Source organism: Streptomyces sp. SID12488, assembly GCF_010548275.1.
Classification (GTDB): Bacteria; Actinomycetota; Actinomycetes; order Streptomycetales; family Streptomycetaceae; genus Streptomyces.
Genome location: NZ_JAAGLT010000006.1, coordinates 285,299 through 303,802, shown reverse-complemented (window position 1 = coordinate 303,802; position 18,504 = coordinate 285,299). Strand labels below are relative to the sequence as shown.

Below are 18,504 nucleotides of genomic sequence, written 5' to 3'. Positions count from 1 at the left end.
GCTCCTCGGGTCAGTCATTGACGAGGTCGGTCTCGGCGTACGGCGAGCTGCCGGCGCGGGTCTGGCCGGTGAAGTCGGTGCCGGGCGGATCCTGCTGGTCGTCGAACCCGCCGGGCACGACCGTGCGTCCGAGCCGCTGACGCACCTTGTAGCGCGCGATGCCGAACCAGAACCGCACATCGGTGGTCATCTCCCTGAGTGACATGTCGAGGTTGAAGACCTGGGCGAACGTCCGCTCGACGTAGGCGTCCTCGCGGCTCGTGGCGTTGATGGCGTTGAAGACCGGCCAGCTGAGGCGCGCGGCCAGCCTGCGGCGCCAGGGAGCGACGACCTCACTCCCGGTCGCGAAGTCATATGCCTGGTCACGGGCCATCGCGAGCATCCAGGGCACGTCGAGTGACTTCTTCTGCCGGGTGAGGAACTCGCGGAAGAAGGCGAGGTCGAGGACGTCGTGGCCGTGCAGCATCTCGGCGAGGATGAGCGCGGAGCGGGCCGCCGAGCTCATCCCCTGGGCGTAGAACGGGTTGAACGCGCAGATCGAGTCACCGACGCAGACCAGCCCGAGCGGGGGCTGGTCGAGCAGGTCGAAGCGGCGCCACTTGTTGCCGGTCGAACGAGTGAGGTGCACCCCGGAGGTCGGAGTGCAGACACGCGTCGCCTGCCCGAAGGACCTGGCCCGCACGCGGTCCACCGCGGCCTCGAAGGTGTCGACCTCGCGCGGCATCCGGATGCCCCACGCGCCCATGCACACGATGGCGCGGTCCCCCTCGATCGGGAAGAAGTTACTGAGGAACTCGTGTTCCTCGGGATGGTCGCCGGTGTCCTGGGTCGGAGTGACGACCAGGTGCTTCCACCACCACGCCGGTGGACGCCGGTCGGCGGGGGGCAGGTCGTACCACCGCGACGTGTAGGTGACCTTGGCGTCGAGAGTCTTCTCCGGCGGCGTCGGCCATCCCGCCGTGCTCAGCCAGTCGGCGACGGAGGAGCCGCGCCCCAGCGCGTCGACGACCAGGTCGGCGGACAGGTGGCCCGAGTCGTCGCCCGCGCGGTACTCGACTCCCTCGACGCGCCCGCGCTCGGTGCCGCCCCCGGTGGAACGAAGTCCGGTGACGGTCACGCCCTCGCGGATCTCGATGGCCGGGAGCTCACGGACCTTGTCGCGCAGGACCCGCTCGATGAGCACGCGGGAGCTGTAGACCATCGTCATCGACCCGGCCTTGCGCGGGGCCCAGCCGGCGTGCTCGCAGTACGCCGCGTCCATCGCCGGCATCAGGCGCATCCCGCCCGCGGCGATCAGCGCCTCCTCGAACCCAGGAAAGATCTCGCCGATCGCGCGACGCCCGGAGTTGAGGAGGAAGTGCGGGTGCTTGCTCTGCGGCACGCCCCGCCGATGCTGCGCGTCCGGCGGGAGCCGGTCCCGCTCCAGGACGATCACCTCGTCGAAATGCCTCGCAAGCACTCCCGCGGCGCACAGCCCCGCCACGCTACCGCCGAGCACCACAGCCGTCTTTCCCCGCATGCCGCCTCTATTCATACATGTCATGGCTGAATGTATGAGCGGAGGGGAAGCTAACAGGTACGGCCTGAACATGCCACCCTTCCCGCGAGACGTCGGGTCCGGCGGAGTGACCTCCCACGGTCCAGCCGGGGCAACGGCCGGCTGGGACGCCCACGTGGCCTTTGGCGTAGGGAGTACCACCGCTCCGCTTCCGGTCGATGCCCATGACCGGTGTCAGTTCTCATCGAGCGTGTTTCAACCTGAAGTTGCACTTACTGATCTCTTCGGAGTGTTGTCGGGTGACGCGTGGTGATCCCTGCGAGCGGATCCGGTATGAGGCGGGTGAGCGGTTCGCTCGCGGCGAGAAGAACGCGGCGAGCGCGAAGGATCTGCGGGTCAGGGAGCGGTCGGCGGAGCGCTGGCGGCGGGCCTGGCGGCAGGGCGGGATGGATGCCCTGGCCTCCGCGGGGCCGCCGAAACTGCCGAAGCTGTCGGATGGCCAGTACGCCGAACTAGAGAAGGAGTTGGCGCTCGGGCCGGCCAAGCACGGCTGGGAAGACCAGCGGTGTACCGTGGCGCGGATCAGAGCGGTGATCGCCTGGAAGTTCCAGGTCGACTTCTCGATGGCGGCGGTGTGGCGGTTGCTGCACCGTCATGAATGGTCCTGGCAGCCTGTGTCGCGGGTGGCCAGCCCCCGCCATTCCTTGAACTTGTTGATGGCGCGCTCGACTGTGTTGCGGTCTTTGTAGAGCGTGGCGTCGTGGCTGACCGGGCGGCCGCCGGAGCGTCCTTTCTTCTTGCGGTTGGCGGCCTGGTCGGCCTTCTCCGGGATCACCGCCTTGATGTTGCGTCTGCGTAGATGGGCGCGGTTGGCGCGGGAGGAGTACGCCTTGTCTCCGGCGACCGCGTCCGGCCGGCTCATGGGGCGACCGACCGGGACACGCACCTTGATCTTGTTAAGGACCGGAATGAAGCGCGGGCTGTCCGCGGCCTGCCCGGGGGTGAGGATGATGGACAGCGGGCGGCAGCGCCGCTCGACGGCGAGGTGGACCTTGCTGGTGAGTCCGCCCTGGGAGCGGCCCAGTTCGGCGGCCTGCAGTCGGGCTCTGCGGCGTCGGCGCTCGGCGCGGCGCTGTTCCCGCTCGCGGTTCTCCCTGTCCGCGGCCCCCTCGCCTACGGGATCGTTTTGCCCCTTTGCTGCAGCCCCTTTTCCTCCGCCACGGCCTTCTCCAGGTCCTCAAGGAGCTCCGGTTCGACCACCATGCCCGCTGCGTGGTGATGCGCGCGGGCAACGGTCGAGTCCACACTGACCAGGCTCAGATCGACATCGTCGCGGGCCCCCGCCTCGGCGATCATCGCTTCCATGAGGGTTTGGAAGACTTCGTCACGCGCCCACATCCGGAACCGGTCGTAGATCGTCGACCAGGAGCCGTAGCTCTCCGGCACATCCCGACAGGGACTGCCGGTACGGAACCGCCACATCACCGCGTTGAAGTAGCTGCCCAGGTCAGTGATCGGTCCGAATGACCCCAGCGGGAGGTGCGGCTCGATCAACTCCCACTCGGCATCAGTCAGATCACCACGAGTCACGCCACCGGTCTACCGCAGCCAGCACCCTCCTGAAGCGGGAATGATCGATTCCGTGATCGCAACTCAGAACAGGCCCTAGTTGGATTGGATGCCCAAGTGCGGCGGCACCCCTTGTGACCTGCGCTGTACCAAAGTGCCAACTATCTCTCTGATTCCTGGCCTCCGGTTGCTGAAGCTGGTTGGCATCAGCGCAGGTTGCGAACGTGGCCTAGTGTCAACTACCGATCCTGGTCACAGACCTTTCTGACCGAGCGTTCCGGGCGCGGCATCAGGTTCAGCGGCCCGAACTCATCGACGCGGCCCCCCGGCCATCCGGAGGCGGATGGTCATACAGGTCGAGGACGCGCTGCGTCTTGGCGATGAAGTCCCGGTCGTTGGACGACTTCCACGGGGTGGTGGTCTGCCAGGACACCCCGGCTCTGGGCAGGATCCGGCGCTGGTGCTCGCGGCTCATCGAGGCGATGACCTTCCGATCGGCCAGGTGGGAGGCAGGGTTCTCCGGCCCCAGGTCGACCTGCCGGTGGTGCCCCCACTCGGCGGGGACCATCCGGGCGATCAGGCGGATCCGCTCACCCGTATCCTGGCTGATCGTCGGCGGACGGCCCCGTTCCATTTCAGGTCCAGCGCCTGGAACCCCCGCTCGTTGAACGAATGGATCACCGCACGCGCGTAGTCGTCCGTGACCTGCGTCGGCGAGGTGATGCTCGGGACCGGCCGGCCCTGGGCGGACATCGTCACCACGATCGCCCGCCGCAACTTCAGCGGATCTCTGGCGGTCCGGATGATCCGCTGCGGCCTGCGGCCTGCGGCCTGCGGCCTGCGGCCTGCGGCCTGCGGCCTGCGGCCTGCGGCCTGCGGCCTGCGGCCTGCGGCCTGCGGCCCTCTCCATCGACAACGACCGGACAACCACCTCGGGTCGACGAGCCACGACCCTCTCCAGGAATCAGCTCCAGGAGACAGGCTGCAGACCCGACCGTGCGAGACCAACTGTCCGCGGGACACGCTGCCGCCCTGGCTTGTCACCGGCCAGGACCGCTCGCCGGCCTCGCAGTGGTAGTAACGCGAGGTGGCGCCGTCGTGGTTGTACCACTCGTGCGCGCCGCAGTCGGCAGTGCCTTTCCCGGCGATCCCGCGACCGACCAGGAACCACGGCAGGCCGCGCCGTAGTCGGGTCCGCCACCGATACCTACCCTTGCGCGTCATGCCGCAAGGCTACGGAGTCATGCAACGTGTTTACGGGGTCAGCGTTGCGCGGCCGGCCACTGGTTGCGCCCGCTCCGTCACCGGCCACAGCAATTCGTGCAGAGCGGCGATCGCAAGCCCCGACTCAAGGCGAGTGCCCCCGCATCGCAAGACGGTGAGGTCCGCAGCCGCGGAGTCGGCCGCGTATTCGAGCGGGGCGGTCTTGCCGATGCCGGGGTGACCCCACGACGCCGGCCTTGCCCCAGCCTTGCCGAGCACGGCGAGGATCCGATCAAGGGCTGCCTGCTCCTGGCGCCAGTCATACAGGTCCACACCGACGACCGGCCGGGGGCCGGGCCGGGGCTGGTCGACCGGACCGTCAAGCCGCTCAGTAAGACCCGTAGGTGTGTACGGACCGTGTTCGCGAAGAGTGGAGGCTCTTGTCAGCGGCCGACGGCCGCCGTATTGTCGTACGAACGTAAGGCGTACGAATGTAATTCAAACGCAAGGGAGTCCGTGATGGCGACAACTCGGCCGGTGGCGCTCGTGACAGGTGCCTCATCGGGGATCGGCAAGGAGGCTGCGCGGGCGTTCGTCGCGGCAGGTTTCGAGGTGATCGGAACCGCTCGCAACGCAGCGCGAGTGACCGCGCCCGCCGGGGTGACCTACCTCGACCTCGACGTGACCAGCGACGAATCGGTCGCCTCCGTGGTCAATCAAGTGATCGACCGGTTCGGGCGAATCGACGTCCTGGTCAACAATGCCGGCGTCGGTGCCAACGGCGCCGCCGAGGAGTTCTCCGTCGTCCGGACGCAGGAGGTCTTCGACGTCAACGTCTACGGCATCATGCGGATGACCAAGGCGGTTCTGCCGCACATGCGCGCTCAGCGGCGCGGACGCGTCATCAACGTCTCCTCCCTCAGCGGGTTCGTCCCCAGCCCGTTCATGGCTATCTACACGTCGACCAAGCACGCCGTCGAGGGCTACTCCGGGTCGCTGGACCACGAGGTCCGCGAGTACGGCGTCCGGATCCTGCTCGTCGAGCCCGGCCCGATCAACACCCCGTTCGGGGACCACAGCGTGCAGGGCGACACCCCATTGCCGCTCTATGCGTCGGGACGGCGCACCTTCGACGAGGTGCTGGCGAAAAACACCAGCGGCGGCGACGATCCCGCCGTCGTGGCCAAGGTGATCGTCGCGGCGGCCACCGACCGGAACCCGAAACTGCGGCGCACCGCCGGCTCGACGGCCGCAAGCATCAACGTGCTCCACCGCGTCCTTCCGGCCCGGATCTTCGACCGCATCGTCCGCAGATTCAACCGCATGCCGAACTGACGCTCACTCTTCGCGTACCCGAGCCTGTCCGAGGTGGACCGGCTCGAAGCTGAAGCTGCGGTACGCCCGTCACCCGGCGCTGTCGCTTCAGCTGGTTCGCGCCTGGTAAAGCGACCTTGGTGTGATTGCCTGCCGCGGCGGGGCATGGATCGCCAGCGGCGGTTGTGAGTGGGGGAGCGGCCCAAGGGGCGCAGGGTGCGGCTGCCTCCTCCGTAGCCCCTCACGCGTCGGAACTCGGTGGACATGAACGGGTCGACGGCGTCCTGGGCGATGGGCGCGGGCTCGCCTGCGGCTTGATCGCTTGGTAGGTGAGCCTCGATGGGGCGGGCGACGCCATGAGGCTTGCGTACAAGCGAGTCCAGATGTTGGGTCCGCGTCTGCCCGCGCTCATGGAATCCCTTCGCTCGCCCGTTGTCCTTGCCGCTGAGGGCGGCTGGCGACGAGGCGTCTGGACACCTCGTCGCTGTGGACTCTTTGGATTACATTCGCAATACCATAGGTTGATGAAATCGGTGAAGGGCAACCGGCCCTTCCGTCCGGCGAAGAAAAGAGCGTGTGCTGTGGTGCGGTACGCCAAAGAGCACAAGTCGGAGACGAGGCGGCGGATCATCGAGACGGCGGGCCGCCGGTTCAAGCAGGACGGTATCGACGGCTCCGGGGTCTCGACGCTCATGAAGGACGCAGGGCTGACCAATGGGGCCTTCTATGCCCATTTCGCATCCAAGGACGACCTCGTCACCACGGCAATCGCCGACCAGTTGAAGGTGCAGGCCGAGAACGTCGTCGCGCGGGCTGCGCCTGGCCGGGCCGGACTCGAGCAGATCGTGCGCGCGTACCTGTCGCCCCTGCACCGCGACAACCTTGGTGACGGCTGCCCCAACGCCGCTCTGCTCGACGAGATCGGACGCTGCACCGACACAACCAGGCAGGCGTACACCGACGGCGTGCTGGTCCTTGTCGACGGCATTGCCGCCCGCATGGCGCCCGAGTCCCCCTCCTCCGCACGTGTGAAGGCGCTGAGCCTTCTCGGCCTGATGGCCGGGACGCTGCAGCTCTCCCGCGCCTTGACCGACAGGCAACTCGCCCACAAACTCCTCGATCAGGGGATAGGCAACGCCCTCGCCCTGGTGGATGCCGACCAGCACCTCTGACGCGCCATGCCGCTTGGACCTGTCCGGGCGATCACGCGTCTGGCCAAGGTGGCTCGGCGGACGGACCTGATGAGCCTGGTGAACGTCGCCGACGCGGGAGCGCCGGTACCCGGGTGGGCCGGGCGCCGGCAGGCTATTGCCGACACATGAGTTCGCCGATGCGCCGACTGTGCCCGCGCCCACTCAGCCGCCACCGACGGGGGCAGCGACGCCGTGGCCGCCGTCCTGCTCGTGGAGGCGCTCCACGCCCTGTGTCAGGATCTTGGGGTGCCCACCCCTCAAGCCCACGGCATCGGCAAGGACGACTGGTTCCGCCTGCCGCCCCTCATGGTCGAGCAGGCGTTCACGTCCGGATCCCCCGCTGACAACCCCGTGGTACCCACCATGGACGAGATCCACGATCTCTACGCGCAGATCTACGCCTGACCGGCGAGTGAGGAACGTGATGGTGACGTCAGCAGGTCCGCACGTATGGCGAGGTGGCGACCGATGACTGACACCGCGGCGGTCGAGATCCTCGCCGACGTCCACCGGGGCGTCGGCCGCATCCTGCTGAACCGGCCCAAGGCGCTCAACGCCCTGACCACAGGCATGGTCGCCGCCATCGACGGTGCTCTCGCCGCGTGGGAGCACACGGGGCTGTCCGCCGTGGTGATCGCCGGCGCCGGTACGAGGGCGTTCTGCGCGGGCGGAGACATCCGTACGATCCGCGAGTACAGCCTCGCGGGGGACGCCGAGGCCAGTGAGCGGTTCTTCGCCACCGAGTACCGGCTCAACGCCCGGATCGCCGAGTATCCCGTCCCGGTTGTGTCGCTCATCGACGGTCTGTGCATGGGCGGCGGCCTCGGTGTGTCCGTCCACGGCGGTTTCCGCGTCGTCACCGAGCGTGCGGTGCTGTCGATGCCCGAGACCGGGATCGGGTTCTTCCCGGATGTCGGAGCCAGCTACTTCCTGCCGAGGCTGCCCGGCGCGATCGGCATGTACCTGGGACTGACCGGTCACCGGCTCGACGCGGCCGACGCCCTGTACACGGGGCTGGCCACGCATTTCGTCCCCGTGGACGGGATCGACGCGGTCGGGGATGCCCTGGCCGACAACCCCGACGTCCCGGTGGACGTCGTCCTGAACCGCCTCGCCGGCCGTTCCCCGGTGGCGGAGAGCGGTCTTGCTGCGGTACGCGGAGACGTGGACCGGGCGTTCGGCGCGCCGACCCTCGGCGAGATCGAGAAACGCCTGCGCCACCTCGACACCCCCTGGGCGGCAGCCGCGCTGGCAGCCCTGGAGGCCGCCTCGCCGCAGAGCCTGGAGATCACTCACGCCCTGCTGGCCCGGGGCAGGCAGCGCACGTTGCGCGAGTGCCTCAACGCCGAGCTCGCCCTCACGCGCACGACCATCCGCACGCCCGACTTCCTGGAGGGCGTCCGTGCGGCCCTGGTCGACAAGGACCGCACCCCCAGCTGGCAACGTGCGTCGCTCGACGGACGGACGCCGCCGGCCTGAGCATGTCCAGCGAACCGGTGACCCCGGGTCCTCGGCCACGGTGTGCTGATCCCGCACGGCGAACGAGCCCGTAAGGCAGGGCAGGCCGAGGGAGCGGCCTCACCATGATCGGCCCGGCTTCGGAGCCGCCCCCTTTCGTCGGTCACGCTGCGCACCGCCCGCAAACCACGGCGCGATCGAGGGTGGACGGGGCGGTGTGCCGCCGGAGCCGGTGAGGTGTCAGGCTCGGGGGAATCCCTCACTGTCGAGGCGGAAGACGACTTCGGCCTCGTCGCGCCGGGTGGTGTGCAGGTCCCAGTACAGGGGGGGGCGATCTGTTCGGGCTGGGCCGCCTCGACGCCCGGGATGACGGAGGCGCCCGCCCGAGAGCCCCTGCCCCCCTCACCCGCACACGACGCCCTCTACAGGGCGATGCTCCGCAACGCCCCCGCCGAGGTCGCCGCACCGGAACCCGAGAAGGGCAGCTGAACCCGGGGCCGGTAGCATCACGGCCCGTTGCGTGAATGACCCGGAGGTGCCGGGGGGAGGATCCGGGGTACGTCGTGGTGGAGGGCGTGCCCCTTCAGGCAGCCCGACAAGGGAGACGTCCAGTGGACGGCACGCGCGTAGGTGAAGGTGACCCGGGACTGTTCGGCCCCCGGTCCGTGACGTGGCAGCTGCATGCCGACCCCATGATGTGGGTCGCCGGAGTCCGCGCGCTGTACTTTCAGGCGCTGCATCCGCGCGCGGTGCGCGGGGTCATGCAGAACTCGGACTTCCGGAAGGAAGCCGTGGGCCGGCTGATGCGCACCGAGAACTTCGTCGGCACGACGACCTACGGCACCACGGACGCGGCCGAGAAGGCGGGCGCCAGGGTCCGGAAGATCCACCGCATGCTGTCCGCCGTCGACCCGGACACCGGGGAGCGGTACGGCGTCGACGAACCCGAACTGCTGCTCTGGGTGCACTGCGCCGAGATCGACTCCTATCTGCACATCATGCGGCGCTCCGGATACCCGATCACCGACGCCCACGCCGACCGGTACATCCGCGAACACCTGGTCAGCGCCCGCCTGGTGGGCCTCGACCCCGACGCCGTACCGGCGAACCGGGCCGAGATGAGCGCCTACTTCGAGAAGGTCCGGCCCGAGCTGGCCGTCGGAGCCGAGGCGCGCGAAGTGGACGACTTCCTCCGCCGTCCACCGACGCATCCGCTGCTCGTCCCGGCGCGTGAGGTGCTGTGGCGGCGCGTGTCGAGGCTGGCGTACGCCTCCCTGCCGCCGTACGCCCACGAGTTGTACGGCAGAGCCGCAGCCGAACCGGCCACTGTCACCCGGCAGTTGCGTGCCTACGGCACCCTGCTGCGCCGCGTTCCCGCACGTCTTCGCTGGCAACTCCCGCCCAAACACGTTCTGCGGGCCATGTCACGGCTCGGCCCCGGCTCGCGCCCCGCGCCGTACAAACTCGGAGGATAGCTCGCCATACTGGACGGGCCAGGGGAGGGTGAACAGGACCGGGGGCGGCAGCACGAGATGGCGGACACCAGACTGATCCAGGGCCGGTACCGGCTGATCGATCAGATCGGGCGCGGCGGCATGGGGGAAGTGTGGCGTGCTCGCGACGAGTCGCTGGGGCGGCAGGTCGCCGTGAAGTGTCTGAAGCCGCTCGGGCCGCACCACGACCACTCCTTCACGCGTGTCCTGCGGGAGCGGTTCCGGCGTGAGGCGCGGGTGGCCGCCGCGTTGCAGCACCGCGGGGTGACCGTCGTGCACGACTTCGGCGAGGCCGACGGGGTGCTCTACCTCGTCATGGAGTTGCTGGACGGGCGCAATCTGAGCCAGCTCCTGGAGGACAACAAGCATCATCCGCTGCCCGTCCCGGACGTCGTCGACATCGCCGACCAGGTCGCCGCCGCCCTCGCCTACACCCACCAACAGGGCATCGTCCACCGTGACCTGAAGCCCGCGAACATCATGCGGCTGACCGACGGTACGGTGAAGATCTGTGACTTCGGCATAGCGCGCCTCGGCCATGACATCGGCTTCACCTCCCGGCTCACCGGCACCGGAATCGCGATGGGCACCCCGCACTACATGTCGCCGGAACAGATCAGCGGCGGCGAGGTCGACCAGCGCAGCGACCTGTACTCCTTCGGCTGCGTTCTCTACGAACTGTCCACCGGGGTACCGCCGTTCGACCTCGACGACGCCTGGGCGGTGCTCATCGGACACCGCGACACCGCGCCCGAGCCGCCGCGCAGCCACCGCTCCGAGATCCCCGAGTTCCTGGAACAGGTCATCCTCGCCCTCCTCGCCAAGCTTCCGGAGGAACGCCCGAACGACGCAAGGGAGTTGGCGCGCCGGATCAGCGCGGGCCGGGCCACCCCGCTGTACGTGCCGACGGTCGTCTCCCCGCAGCCCCAGTTCAGGGACCCCGAGCCCGCCGCCCGTGAAGCCCGGCTGCCGTCCTGGACCCGGGGCATGACCACCGGCCACAAGGCGACCGGCGCCGGCACGGGCACCGTACCCCCGGACCCGTCGGCCGGCCTCACCGGCGACTGGATCGCCCGCCCGGTCGCCGGCCGCCCAGCGGAACCCGTACCGCAACTGCCGCCCGCGCCTTCGCCGCAGGCGCTCAACGCGCTGGCCGGGCGGCACAACGCCGGCCTGAGCCTGGGGCGCCTCGGTCGCTGGGCCGAGGCCGGTGAGGTGCACCGCGCGGTCGCCGCCGAGCGTGAGCACATCCTCGGACCCGCCCACCCAGAGACCCTCGCCAGCCGCTACGAGATCGGCTTCACCCTCAGCCGCACCGGTCGCGCCGCCGACGCCCTGCGCGAGTACACCCACGTGGCCCGGGAACGGGAGCGGGTACTCGGCGCCGACCATTCGGACACACTGGCCGCCCGGCAGGAAATGGCATACGTCCTCGGGCAGTTGGGCCGTCACTTCGACGCGCACCAGGCCTACACGACCGTCCTGGCCGCCCGGGAGCGTACGATGGGCCCCGACCATCCGGACACCCTGCGCTGCCGCCACAACCTCGCCTTCAACCTGAGTCGCCTGGGACGCCTGGAGGACTCGTACCGCATGGCCTGCGAGGTGGCGACGGCACGTGCCCGGGTGCTCGGCGCCACCCATCCCGACACACTGGTCACGCGGTACGAAGTCGCCTACGCGCTCGGCCAGTTGGGGCGCTGGCCCGAGGCCCTTCAGACGTACCAGGAGGTCGCCGCGGCGCGTGCCGAGGCGCTCGGCCCCGATCATCCCGACACGCTCGCCGCCCGCTACGAGGTCGGCATCAGCCTTGGGCGGCTCGGCCGCAGCGCGGAGGCCCTCAGGCTGTACCGCGAGCTGATCGAGGACCGCACCCGTGTCAACGGCCCCGCACACCCCGAGACCCTGCGCGCCCGGCACGGTCTGGGCGTCAACCTGGGCCGCCTCGACCGCTGGGAGGAGGCGCTCGCCGAGTCGCGCGACGTGTGCGCGATCCGCGAACGGATCCTGGGCGCCGACCACCCGGACACGCTGGTCAGCCGCCGCGAGGTGGCCGTCGGCCTCGGCTGGCTCGGCCGCTGGCCCGACGCCCTGGCCGAGTACCGGCGGGTCGCCGCAGCCCGCGAGCAGGTGCTCGGCGCCGACCATCCCGACACCCTCGCCAGTCGCAACGACGAGGCCCACTGTCTGGAACAGCTCGGCCGGGGCGCAGAGGCGGTCGAGCTCTACCGGAGGGTGGCGGTACTGCGGCAGCAAAGGGCCTCCGGCCACTGAGCGATGGGCTGGAGGTGCCGCGCGGTGTTGTCGGTTCGCCGCGGCGCCGTTGTGGCTGGTCGCGCAGTTCCCCGCGCCCCTTTGGGGCCCTGCCGAGCCGTAGTGGACTTTGCCGCCCCTCAGCCCTCCAGCTCTGGCCCGGGTGGATCATCACGTGTTACGAAGAACCATGCCCGCACACGAGCGCCCCGACCGATCCGGCCGACCCGACCGGCACGCCCGATACGACGCGGTGATCGTCGGCGGTGGCCACAACGGCCTCGTCGCCGCCGCCTACCTGGCCCGCGCCGGGAAGTCCGTGCTGGTCCTGGAACGGCTGGCAGCAACCGGCGGCGCTGCCGTGTCGACCCGCCCGTTCGCCGGGGTCGACGCCCGGCTGTCGCGCTACTCCTACCTGGTCAGCCTGCTGCCCCGGAAGATCGTCCGCGATCTCGACCTGGACTTCCGGGTGCGCGGGCGCACCGTCTCCTCGTACACCCCCGTGGAGCGGGACGGCCGGCCCACCGGACTGCTCGTCGGAGGCGGTGAGCGCCGCACCCGCGAGGCCTTCGCGCGCCTCACCGGAGGGGAACGCGAGTACGAGTCCTGGCGGCGTTTCTACGCCATGACCGGCCGCGTCGCGGAAAGGGTGTTCCCCACGCTCACCGGACCTCTGCCCACCCGCGACGAACTCCATCACCGAATCGACGACGAGGACGCCTGGCGCACCCTCTTCGAGGAGCCGATCGGCGCCGCCGTCGAGGCGAACTTCACGGACGACCTCGTACGCGGTGTCGTCCTCACCGACGCGCTGATCGGCACCTTCGCCGATGCCCACGACCCCTCCCTGCGGCAGAACCGCTGCTTCCTCTACCACGTCATCGGCGGCGGCACCGGCGCCTGGGACGTGCCCGTGGGCGGCATGGGTGCCCTCACGGACGCGCTGGCCGGCGCTGCCCGGAACGCGGGCGCCGTGCTCGCCACCGGCCACGAGGTCGTACGGGTGGACACGGACGGCCGCGCCGCCGAGGTGACCTACCGGACAGCCGACGCAGAGGGCACGGTCGGCGCCCGGCACGTCCTGGTGAACGCCTCGCCGCAGGAACTGGCCGCACTGACGGGGGAGGCCACGCCGAGCCCCGCCGAGGGCGCCCAGCTCAAGGTGAACATGCTGCTCACCCGGCTGCCGAGGCTCAAGGACACGTCCGTCGACCCGCGCGAGGCGTTCGCCGGGACCTTCCACATCGCCGAGGGGTACGAGCAGCTGGCCGCCGCTCATGCCCAGGCGACGGCCGGTGAACTGCCCGCCGCGCCACCGTCCGAGATCTACTGCCACTCGCTCACCGACCCGACGATCCTCGGCCCCGACCTCGTCGAGCAGGGCTACCAGACGCTGACCCTGTTCGGCCTGCACACACCCGCACGACTGTTCGCCCGCGACAACGACGCCGTACGGGACGAGCTCCTGAAATCGACCATCGCCCAGCTCGACGCCCACCTCGCCGAACCCCTCGCGGACTGCCTGGCAACCGACGCCGACGGACTCCCCTGCATCGAGGCGAAGACCCCGCTCGACCTGGAACGCGACCTGCGCCTGCCCGGCGGCAACATCTTCCACCGCGACCTGACCTGGCCGTACGCCCAGGAGGACAGCGGGCGCTGGGGCGTGGAGACCGGGCACGCGAACGTCCTGCTGTGCGGGGCGGGCGCGGTGCGCGGGGGCGGGGTGAGCGGGGTGCCGGGGCACAACGCCGCCATGGCCGTGCTGGAGGCGGACGAGGGCTGAGCGCCGGCCCCGCCGGCTCGCCGGGTCAGGTCGCGGACGCCGTCCAGCCCACCGCCTCGATGCGTGCCGCGTCCGCCGGGCGCGACTCGTCGAAGGGGGTGCTGCCATCACCACGTACGGTCAGGCCGTCCACGTACGCTCCACGGCCGACGTACAGCCGGTCGGTCGTGTACCGCCAGCGCAGGACGAGGGCCGGTGCGGCCGGAAGGTCCGCCGAGAGGCGGTGCCAGACGCGCCCCGACCAGCCGGTGACCGAACCCGTCGGATGCTCCTGAGAGGTGCCGGCGGCGGGGGCGGTCGTGAACGGGACCGGCTGCCAGGTCGTCCCGCCGTCGGCCGAGGACTCCAGGAACAGGGCATCCGACTGCGGCTCGGTGTCCCACCACAGGGCGCAGCGCAGGCGGGAGCCGGCGGTGGTGGTGAGGGGCGGGAGGGTGAGCGTCGCCGTCGTCGCGCTCGCCATGCCGGAGAACCAGGCTGTACGTCCGTGGCGTGGGCGGACTCGTACCGCGCGGGCCAGGTTGTTCGCGGCGGCGACCCGGGGTGCGGAGCCTGAGCGCCAGTTGCGCACTGGGTGCACGGAGTTGCCGAGGACGACGAGGAAGGAGTCGGTCGTCGGGTCGAGGACGATCGAGGTTCCGGTGAAACCGGTGTGCCCTGCGGTGCGGGGCGTGGCCATCGCGCCCATGTACCAGTGCTGGTAGAGCTCGAAGCCGAGACCGTGCTCGTCCCCGGGGAAGGCGGTGTTGAAGTCGGTGAACATCAGGTCGACCGAGGCGGGCGACAGGATGCGCGCCCTGCCGTAGGCGCCGCCGTTGAGCAGCGTACGGCCGAGAACGGCGAGGTCCCAGGCCGACGAGAAGACGCCTGCGTGGCCGGCCACTCCGCCGAGACTGAAGGCGTTCTCGTCGTGCACCTCGCCCCACACCAGGCCCCGTTCGAGCCCTGACCAGGGCGCTCGGGCGTCCTCGGTTGCGGCGATCGTCGGTTTCCAGGAGGCGGGAGGGTTGTAGCGCGTGCGGTGCATGCCGAGCGGAGCGGTGATCTCGTCGTGGAGCAGGGTGTCCAGCGGGAGACCGGTGATCCTCTCCAGGACCAGCTGGAGCGAGATCAGATTGAGGTCCGAGTAGAGGTACTTGGTGCCCGGCGGGTTCAGGGGCGCCTGGTTCCAGATGAGTTCGAGCTTCTGTTCATGGGTCGGGGCGTTGTAGAGCGGGATCCAGGCGCGGAATCCTGAAGTGTGGGTCAGGAGTTGACGGATGGTCACGTCCTGCTTGCCGGCCCGCGCGAACTCCGGCAGATACGCGGCGACCTTTCCCTCCAGCTCCAGCGCGCCCCGCTCCAGTTGCTGCACGGCCAGGATCGATGTGAACAGCTTGGAGACCGAGGCAAGGTCGAACACCGTGTCCTCGGCCATCGGGATCTGCTCCGAGGCAGGGAACTCGACGCCGGTGTCCGTCTTCTCGTCGTACGCCGCATAGCGCACCGCCATGCCGATCGGCCGATGCAGTGCCACGGTGGAGCCACGCCCGGCGAGCAGCACCGCGCCCGCGTACCAGGGGTGGTTGGGGGAGGGGCGGAGGAACGCCTCGGCGTCCGTGACCAGTTGGTCCAGGTGCTGGGGGAGGAGCCCGGCTCGTTCGGGTGAGCCGTGGCGCAGGGCCGGGCGGTGGCCCGTTGTCCTGGGGGTGGCCTGGGCCGGGCCCGCGGGGAAGGAGGCGAAGGTCAGGGCGCCTCCCAATGCCAGGGTGCGTCTGACCAGCTGACGTCGCGTCAATTCGTCGCCTGCCGTGTCTTCCGTCATCGAGGAGCCTCCCACCACACTGCCTGAAAGTACTGTCCGGGGACCGCCCTGCGGGGTGAAGCCTTCGTGTCACCTGAGGTGGGTGTCAACCACGTTGTCGGCCACACGGGTTCATGGCGAAGAATCTGACGGTGTATCAGAAAAGGTCTTCCCTCGTCCGGAGGACTGCGGCATCCTGCGGCCATGCAGACGGAGCTGAGCAAGAAACTGGGAATCGAGCACGCCGTCTTCGGCTTCACGCCGTTCCCCGCCGTCGCCGCGGCCATCAGCCGGGCCGGGGGCTTCGGGGTGCTCGGCGCGGTCCGGTACACGGCGCCGGACGACCTCAAACGCGATCTGGACTGGATCGAGGCACATGTCGACGGCCGGCCGTACGGGCTGGACGTCGTCATGCCGGCCCGGAAGGTCGAGGGGGTGACCGAGGCCGAGGTCGAGGCGATGATCCCCGAGGGGCACCGCCAGTTCGTCCGGGACACCCTGGCCAAGTACGGCGTGCCCGAGCTGGCCGAGGGCGAGGCGTCCGGATGGCGCATCACGGGGTGGATGGAGCAGGTCGCCCGTAACCAGCTCGACGTGGCCTTCGACTATCCGATCAAAATCCTGGCCAACGCCCTGGGCTCGCCGCCCGCCGATGTCGTGGCCCGCGCACATGATCAGGGTGTGCTCGTGGCCGCCCTCGCGGGCAGCGCCCGGCACGCGCGCAAGCACGCCGAGGGCGGTATCGACATCGTCGTCGCACAGGGCTACGAGGCGGGCGGCCACACCGGTGAGATCGCCTCCATGGTGCTGACTCCCGAAGTCGTCGACGCCGTCGACCCGTTGCCGGTGCTCGCGGCCGGCGGTATCGGCAGCGGACGGCAGGTGGCCGCAGCGCTGGCCCTCGGTGCCCAGGGGGTCTGGCTGGGCTCCCTCTGGCTGACCGTCACCGAGGCCGACATGCACTCGACCGCGCTCACGCAGAAACTGCTCGCGGCCGGCTCCGGCGACACCGTCCGCTCCCGCGCCCTGACCGGCAAACCCGCACGCCAGCTCCGCACCGAGTGGACCGACGCCTGGGACTCCACCGACGGACCCGGCACCCTCCCCATGCCCCTGCAGGGTCTGCTCGTCGCCGAGGCCGTCTCGCGCATCCAGAAGTACGAGGTCGACCCGCTCCTCGGCACACCGGTCGGTCAGATCGTCGGCCGGATGAACAGCGAGCGGAGCGTCCAGGCCGTCTTCGACGACCTGACCAGCGGCTTCGAGCAGGCTGTGAACCGAGTCAACAAGATCGCGGGACGGAACGCCGACGGAAGCAACGCAGACGGAAGGGGCGACCAGTCGTGAGCGGGACAGTGAGCGAGACCCCCAACGGATTCTGGGCACAGGCCGCCGCCGACCCGGAGCGCGCGGTCCTCATCGCGCCCGACGGTGAACAGTGGACCGCCGGACGGCTGCACGCCGCCACCAACCAACTGGTCCACGGGCTGCGCGCCGCCGGACTCGAACGCGGTGACGCCTTCGCCGTGGTCCTGCCCAACGGTGTCGAGTTCCTCGTGGCGTATCTGGCCGCCTCCCAGGCCGGGTTCTACCTCGTCCCCGTCAACCACCACCTCGTCGGGCCCGAGATCGCCTGGATCGTCTCCGACTCCGGCGCCAAGGTGCTCATCGCGCACGAGCGGTTCGCCGACGCGGCACGCGCCGCCGCCGACGAGGCACAGCTCCCGGCGGAGCGGCGGTACGCGGTCGGCGAGGTCGACGGATTCCGGCCGTACGCAGGGCTCCTTGACGGACAGCCCGAGTCGCCGCCCGACGAGCGCACCCTCGGCTGGGTCATGAACTACACCTCGGGCACCACGGGCCGCCCGCGCGGCATCAGGCGCCCGTTGCAGGGCAAGCCGCCCGAGGAGGCGTACCTCGGCGGGTTCCTCGGCATCTTCGGCGTCAAGCCGTTCGGCGGGAACGTGCACCTCGTCTGCTCGCCGCTCTACCACACGGCCGTACTCCAGTTCGCGGGCGCGTCCCTGCACATCGGGCACCGCCTGGTGCTGATGGACAAGTGGACGCCGGAGGAGATGCTCCGCGTCATCGACGCCCACAAGTGCACGCACACCCACATGGTCCCGACCCAGTTCCACCGGCTGCTGGCGCTGCCGGAGCGGGTACGGCGGGCGTACGACGTGTCGTCCATGCGGCACGCCATCCACGGTGCCGCGCCCTGCCCCGACCATGTGAAACGGGCCATGATCGACTGGTGGGGCGACTGCGTGGAGGAGTACTACGCGGCCAGCGAGGGCGGCGGGGCGTTCGCCACCGCCGAGGACTGGCTGAAGAAGCCCGGCACGGTCGGCAAGGCCTGGCCGATCAGCGAACTCGCGATCTTCGACGACGACGGCAACCGGCTGCCGCCGGGCGAACTCGGCACCGTCTACATGAAGATGAGCACCGGCGGCTTCGCGTACCACAAGGACGAGGGCAAGACGCGGAAGAACCGCATCGGCGACTTCTTCACCGTCGGCGACCTGGGCGTCCTGGACGAGGACGGCTACCTCTTCCTCCGGGACCGCAAGATCGACATGATCATCTCGGGCGGGGTCAACATCTACCCGGCCGAGATCGAGTCCGCCCTGCTCGCCCACCCGGCCGTCGCCGACGCCGCCGCCTTCGGCATCCCGAACGACGACTGGGGCGAGGAGGTCAAGGCGGTCGTGGAGGCGGCACCCGGACATGTGCCGGGGCCCGACCTCGCCGCCGAGATCCTCGGCCACTGCGCGCGCCAACTCGCCGGGTACAAGCGGCCCAAGAGCGTCGACTTCATCGAGCGGATGCCGCGCGACCCCAACGGCAAGCTGTACAAGCGCCGGTTGCGCGACCCGTACTGGGAGGGCCGTACGCGGGCTGTGTGAGCGACCGTGTGACCTGCGGTGCGGTGCGAGCCGAGCCGCGGTGTGATC

The 18,504-nt window shown here is 70.0% G+C and carries 15 protein-coding genes and 1 pseudogene; 10 read left to right on the top strand and 6 right to left on the bottom strand.

The window, feature by feature from the left end:
- Window positions 1-10: 10 nt before the first annotated feature.
- The 5 genes and pseudogenes from G3I56_RS13085 to G3I56_RS13060 form a co-directional block, all read right to left on the bottom strand.
- Window positions 11-1,519, bottom strand: a complete 1,509-nt coding sequence (locus tag G3I56_RS13085) for a hypothetical protein (protein WP_164409092.1) — start codon at window positions 1,517-1,519, stop codon at window positions 11-13.
- 631 nt (window positions 1,520-2,150) lie between these two features.
- Window positions 2,151-2,621: pseudogene (locus G3I56_RS13075) on the bottom strand (IS5 family transposase); the annotation flags it as partial.
- Window positions 2,622-2,671: 50 nt separating this feature from the next.
- Window positions 2,672-3,088, bottom strand: a complete 417-nt coding sequence (locus G3I56_RS13070) for a transposase (protein WP_164409090.1) — start codon at window positions 3,086-3,088, stop codon at window positions 2,672-2,674.
- Between the two features lie 274 nt (window positions 3,089-3,362).
- Window positions 3,363-3,701, bottom strand: a complete 339-nt coding sequence (locus G3I56_RS13065; protein ID WP_164409089.1) for a hypothetical protein — start codon at window positions 3,699-3,701, stop codon at window positions 3,363-3,365.
- A 620-nt stretch (window positions 3,702-4,321) separates the two neighbouring features.
- Complete coding sequence (locus tag G3I56_RS13060; RefSeq protein ID WP_164409088.1) at window positions 4,322-4,603, bottom strand: hypothetical protein; 282 nt, start codon at window positions 4,601-4,603, stop codon at window positions 4,322-4,324.
- Window positions 4,604-4,789: 186 nt separating this feature from the next.
- Here G3I56_RS13060 and G3I56_RS13055 point away from each other — a divergent pair, with 186 nt between their 5' ends.
- The 8 genes from G3I56_RS13055 to G3I56_RS13020 all read left to right on the top strand — a co-directional run bounded on the left by G3I56_RS13055 (window position 4,790) and on the right by G3I56_RS13020 (window position 13,767).
- The gene (locus tag G3I56_RS13055; RefSeq protein WP_164409087.1) at window positions 4,790-5,605 is read left to right on the top strand and encodes an oxidoreductase; all 816 of its coding nucleotides are present in this window, start codon (window positions 4,790-4,792) and stop codon (window positions 5,603-5,605) included.
- A 560-nt stretch (window positions 5,606-6,165) separates the two neighbouring features.
- Window positions 6,166-6,756 carry a TetR/AcrR family transcriptional regulator gene (locus tag G3I56_RS13050; protein ID WP_164409172.1) on the top strand — a complete coding sequence of 197 codons (591 nt, stop codon included), beginning with the start codon at window positions 6,166-6,168 and terminating at the stop codon, window positions 6,754-6,756.
- 267 nt (window positions 6,757-7,023) lie between these two features.
- A complete protein-coding gene (locus G3I56_RS45020; protein ID WP_343239933.1) occupies window positions 7,024-7,182 on the top strand; it encodes a hypothetical protein in 159 nt (52 codons plus the stop codon).
- A 63-nt stretch (window positions 7,183-7,245) separates the two neighbouring features.
- Window positions 7,246-8,256, top strand: a complete 1,011-nt coding sequence (locus G3I56_RS13040) for an enoyl-CoA hydratase/isomerase family protein (protein ID WP_164409086.1) — start codon at window positions 7,246-7,248, stop codon at window positions 8,254-8,256.
- 216 nt (window positions 8,257-8,472) lie between these two features.
- A complete protein-coding gene (locus G3I56_RS13035) occupies window positions 8,473-8,724 on the top strand; it encodes a hypothetical protein (RefSeq protein ID WP_164409085.1) in 252 nt (83 codons plus the stop codon).
- Between the two features lie 203 nt (window positions 8,725-8,927).
- The gene (locus G3I56_RS13030; protein WP_239134874.1) at window positions 8,928-9,710 is read left to right on the top strand and encodes an oxygenase MpaB family protein; all 783 of its coding nucleotides are present in this window, start codon (window positions 8,928-8,930) and stop codon (window positions 9,708-9,710) included.
- Window positions 9,711-9,767: 57 nt separating this feature from the next.
- On the top strand, window positions 9,768-12,002 hold the full coding sequence (locus G3I56_RS13025; protein ID WP_164409083.1) for a serine/threonine-protein kinase: 2,235 nt from the start codon (window positions 9,768-9,770) through the stop codon (window positions 12,000-12,002).
- A 169-nt stretch (window positions 12,003-12,171) separates the two neighbouring features.
- Window positions 12,172-13,767, top strand: a complete 1,596-nt coding sequence (locus G3I56_RS13020; protein ID WP_203689742.1) for an NAD(P)/FAD-dependent oxidoreductase — start codon at window positions 12,172-12,174, stop codon at window positions 13,765-13,767.
- A gap of 25 nt (window positions 13,768-13,792) precedes the next feature.
- Here the strand turns inward: G3I56_RS13020 and G3I56_RS13015 are convergent, their stop codons facing one another.
- Entirely contained in the window at window positions 13,793-15,571 is a 1,779-nt protein-coding gene (locus tag G3I56_RS13015; protein WP_164409082.1) for a serine hydrolase domain-containing protein, read from the bottom strand.
- A gap of 183 nt (window positions 15,572-15,754) precedes the next feature.
- On the opposite strand from G3I56_RS13015, the gene G3I56_RS13010 reads away from it, so the two are divergent.
- The gene (locus tag G3I56_RS13010; RefSeq protein ID WP_164409081.1) at window positions 15,755-16,897 is read left to right on the top strand and encodes a nitronate monooxygenase family protein; all 1,143 of its coding nucleotides are present in this window, start codon (window positions 15,755-15,757) and stop codon (window positions 16,895-16,897) included.
- Window positions 16,898-16,905: 8 nt separating this feature from the next.
- Entirely contained in the window at window positions 16,906-18,456 is a 1,551-nt protein-coding gene (locus G3I56_RS13005) for an acyl-CoA synthetase (protein WP_164409170.1), read from the top strand.
- Window positions 18,457-18,504 lie beyond the last annotated feature (48 nt).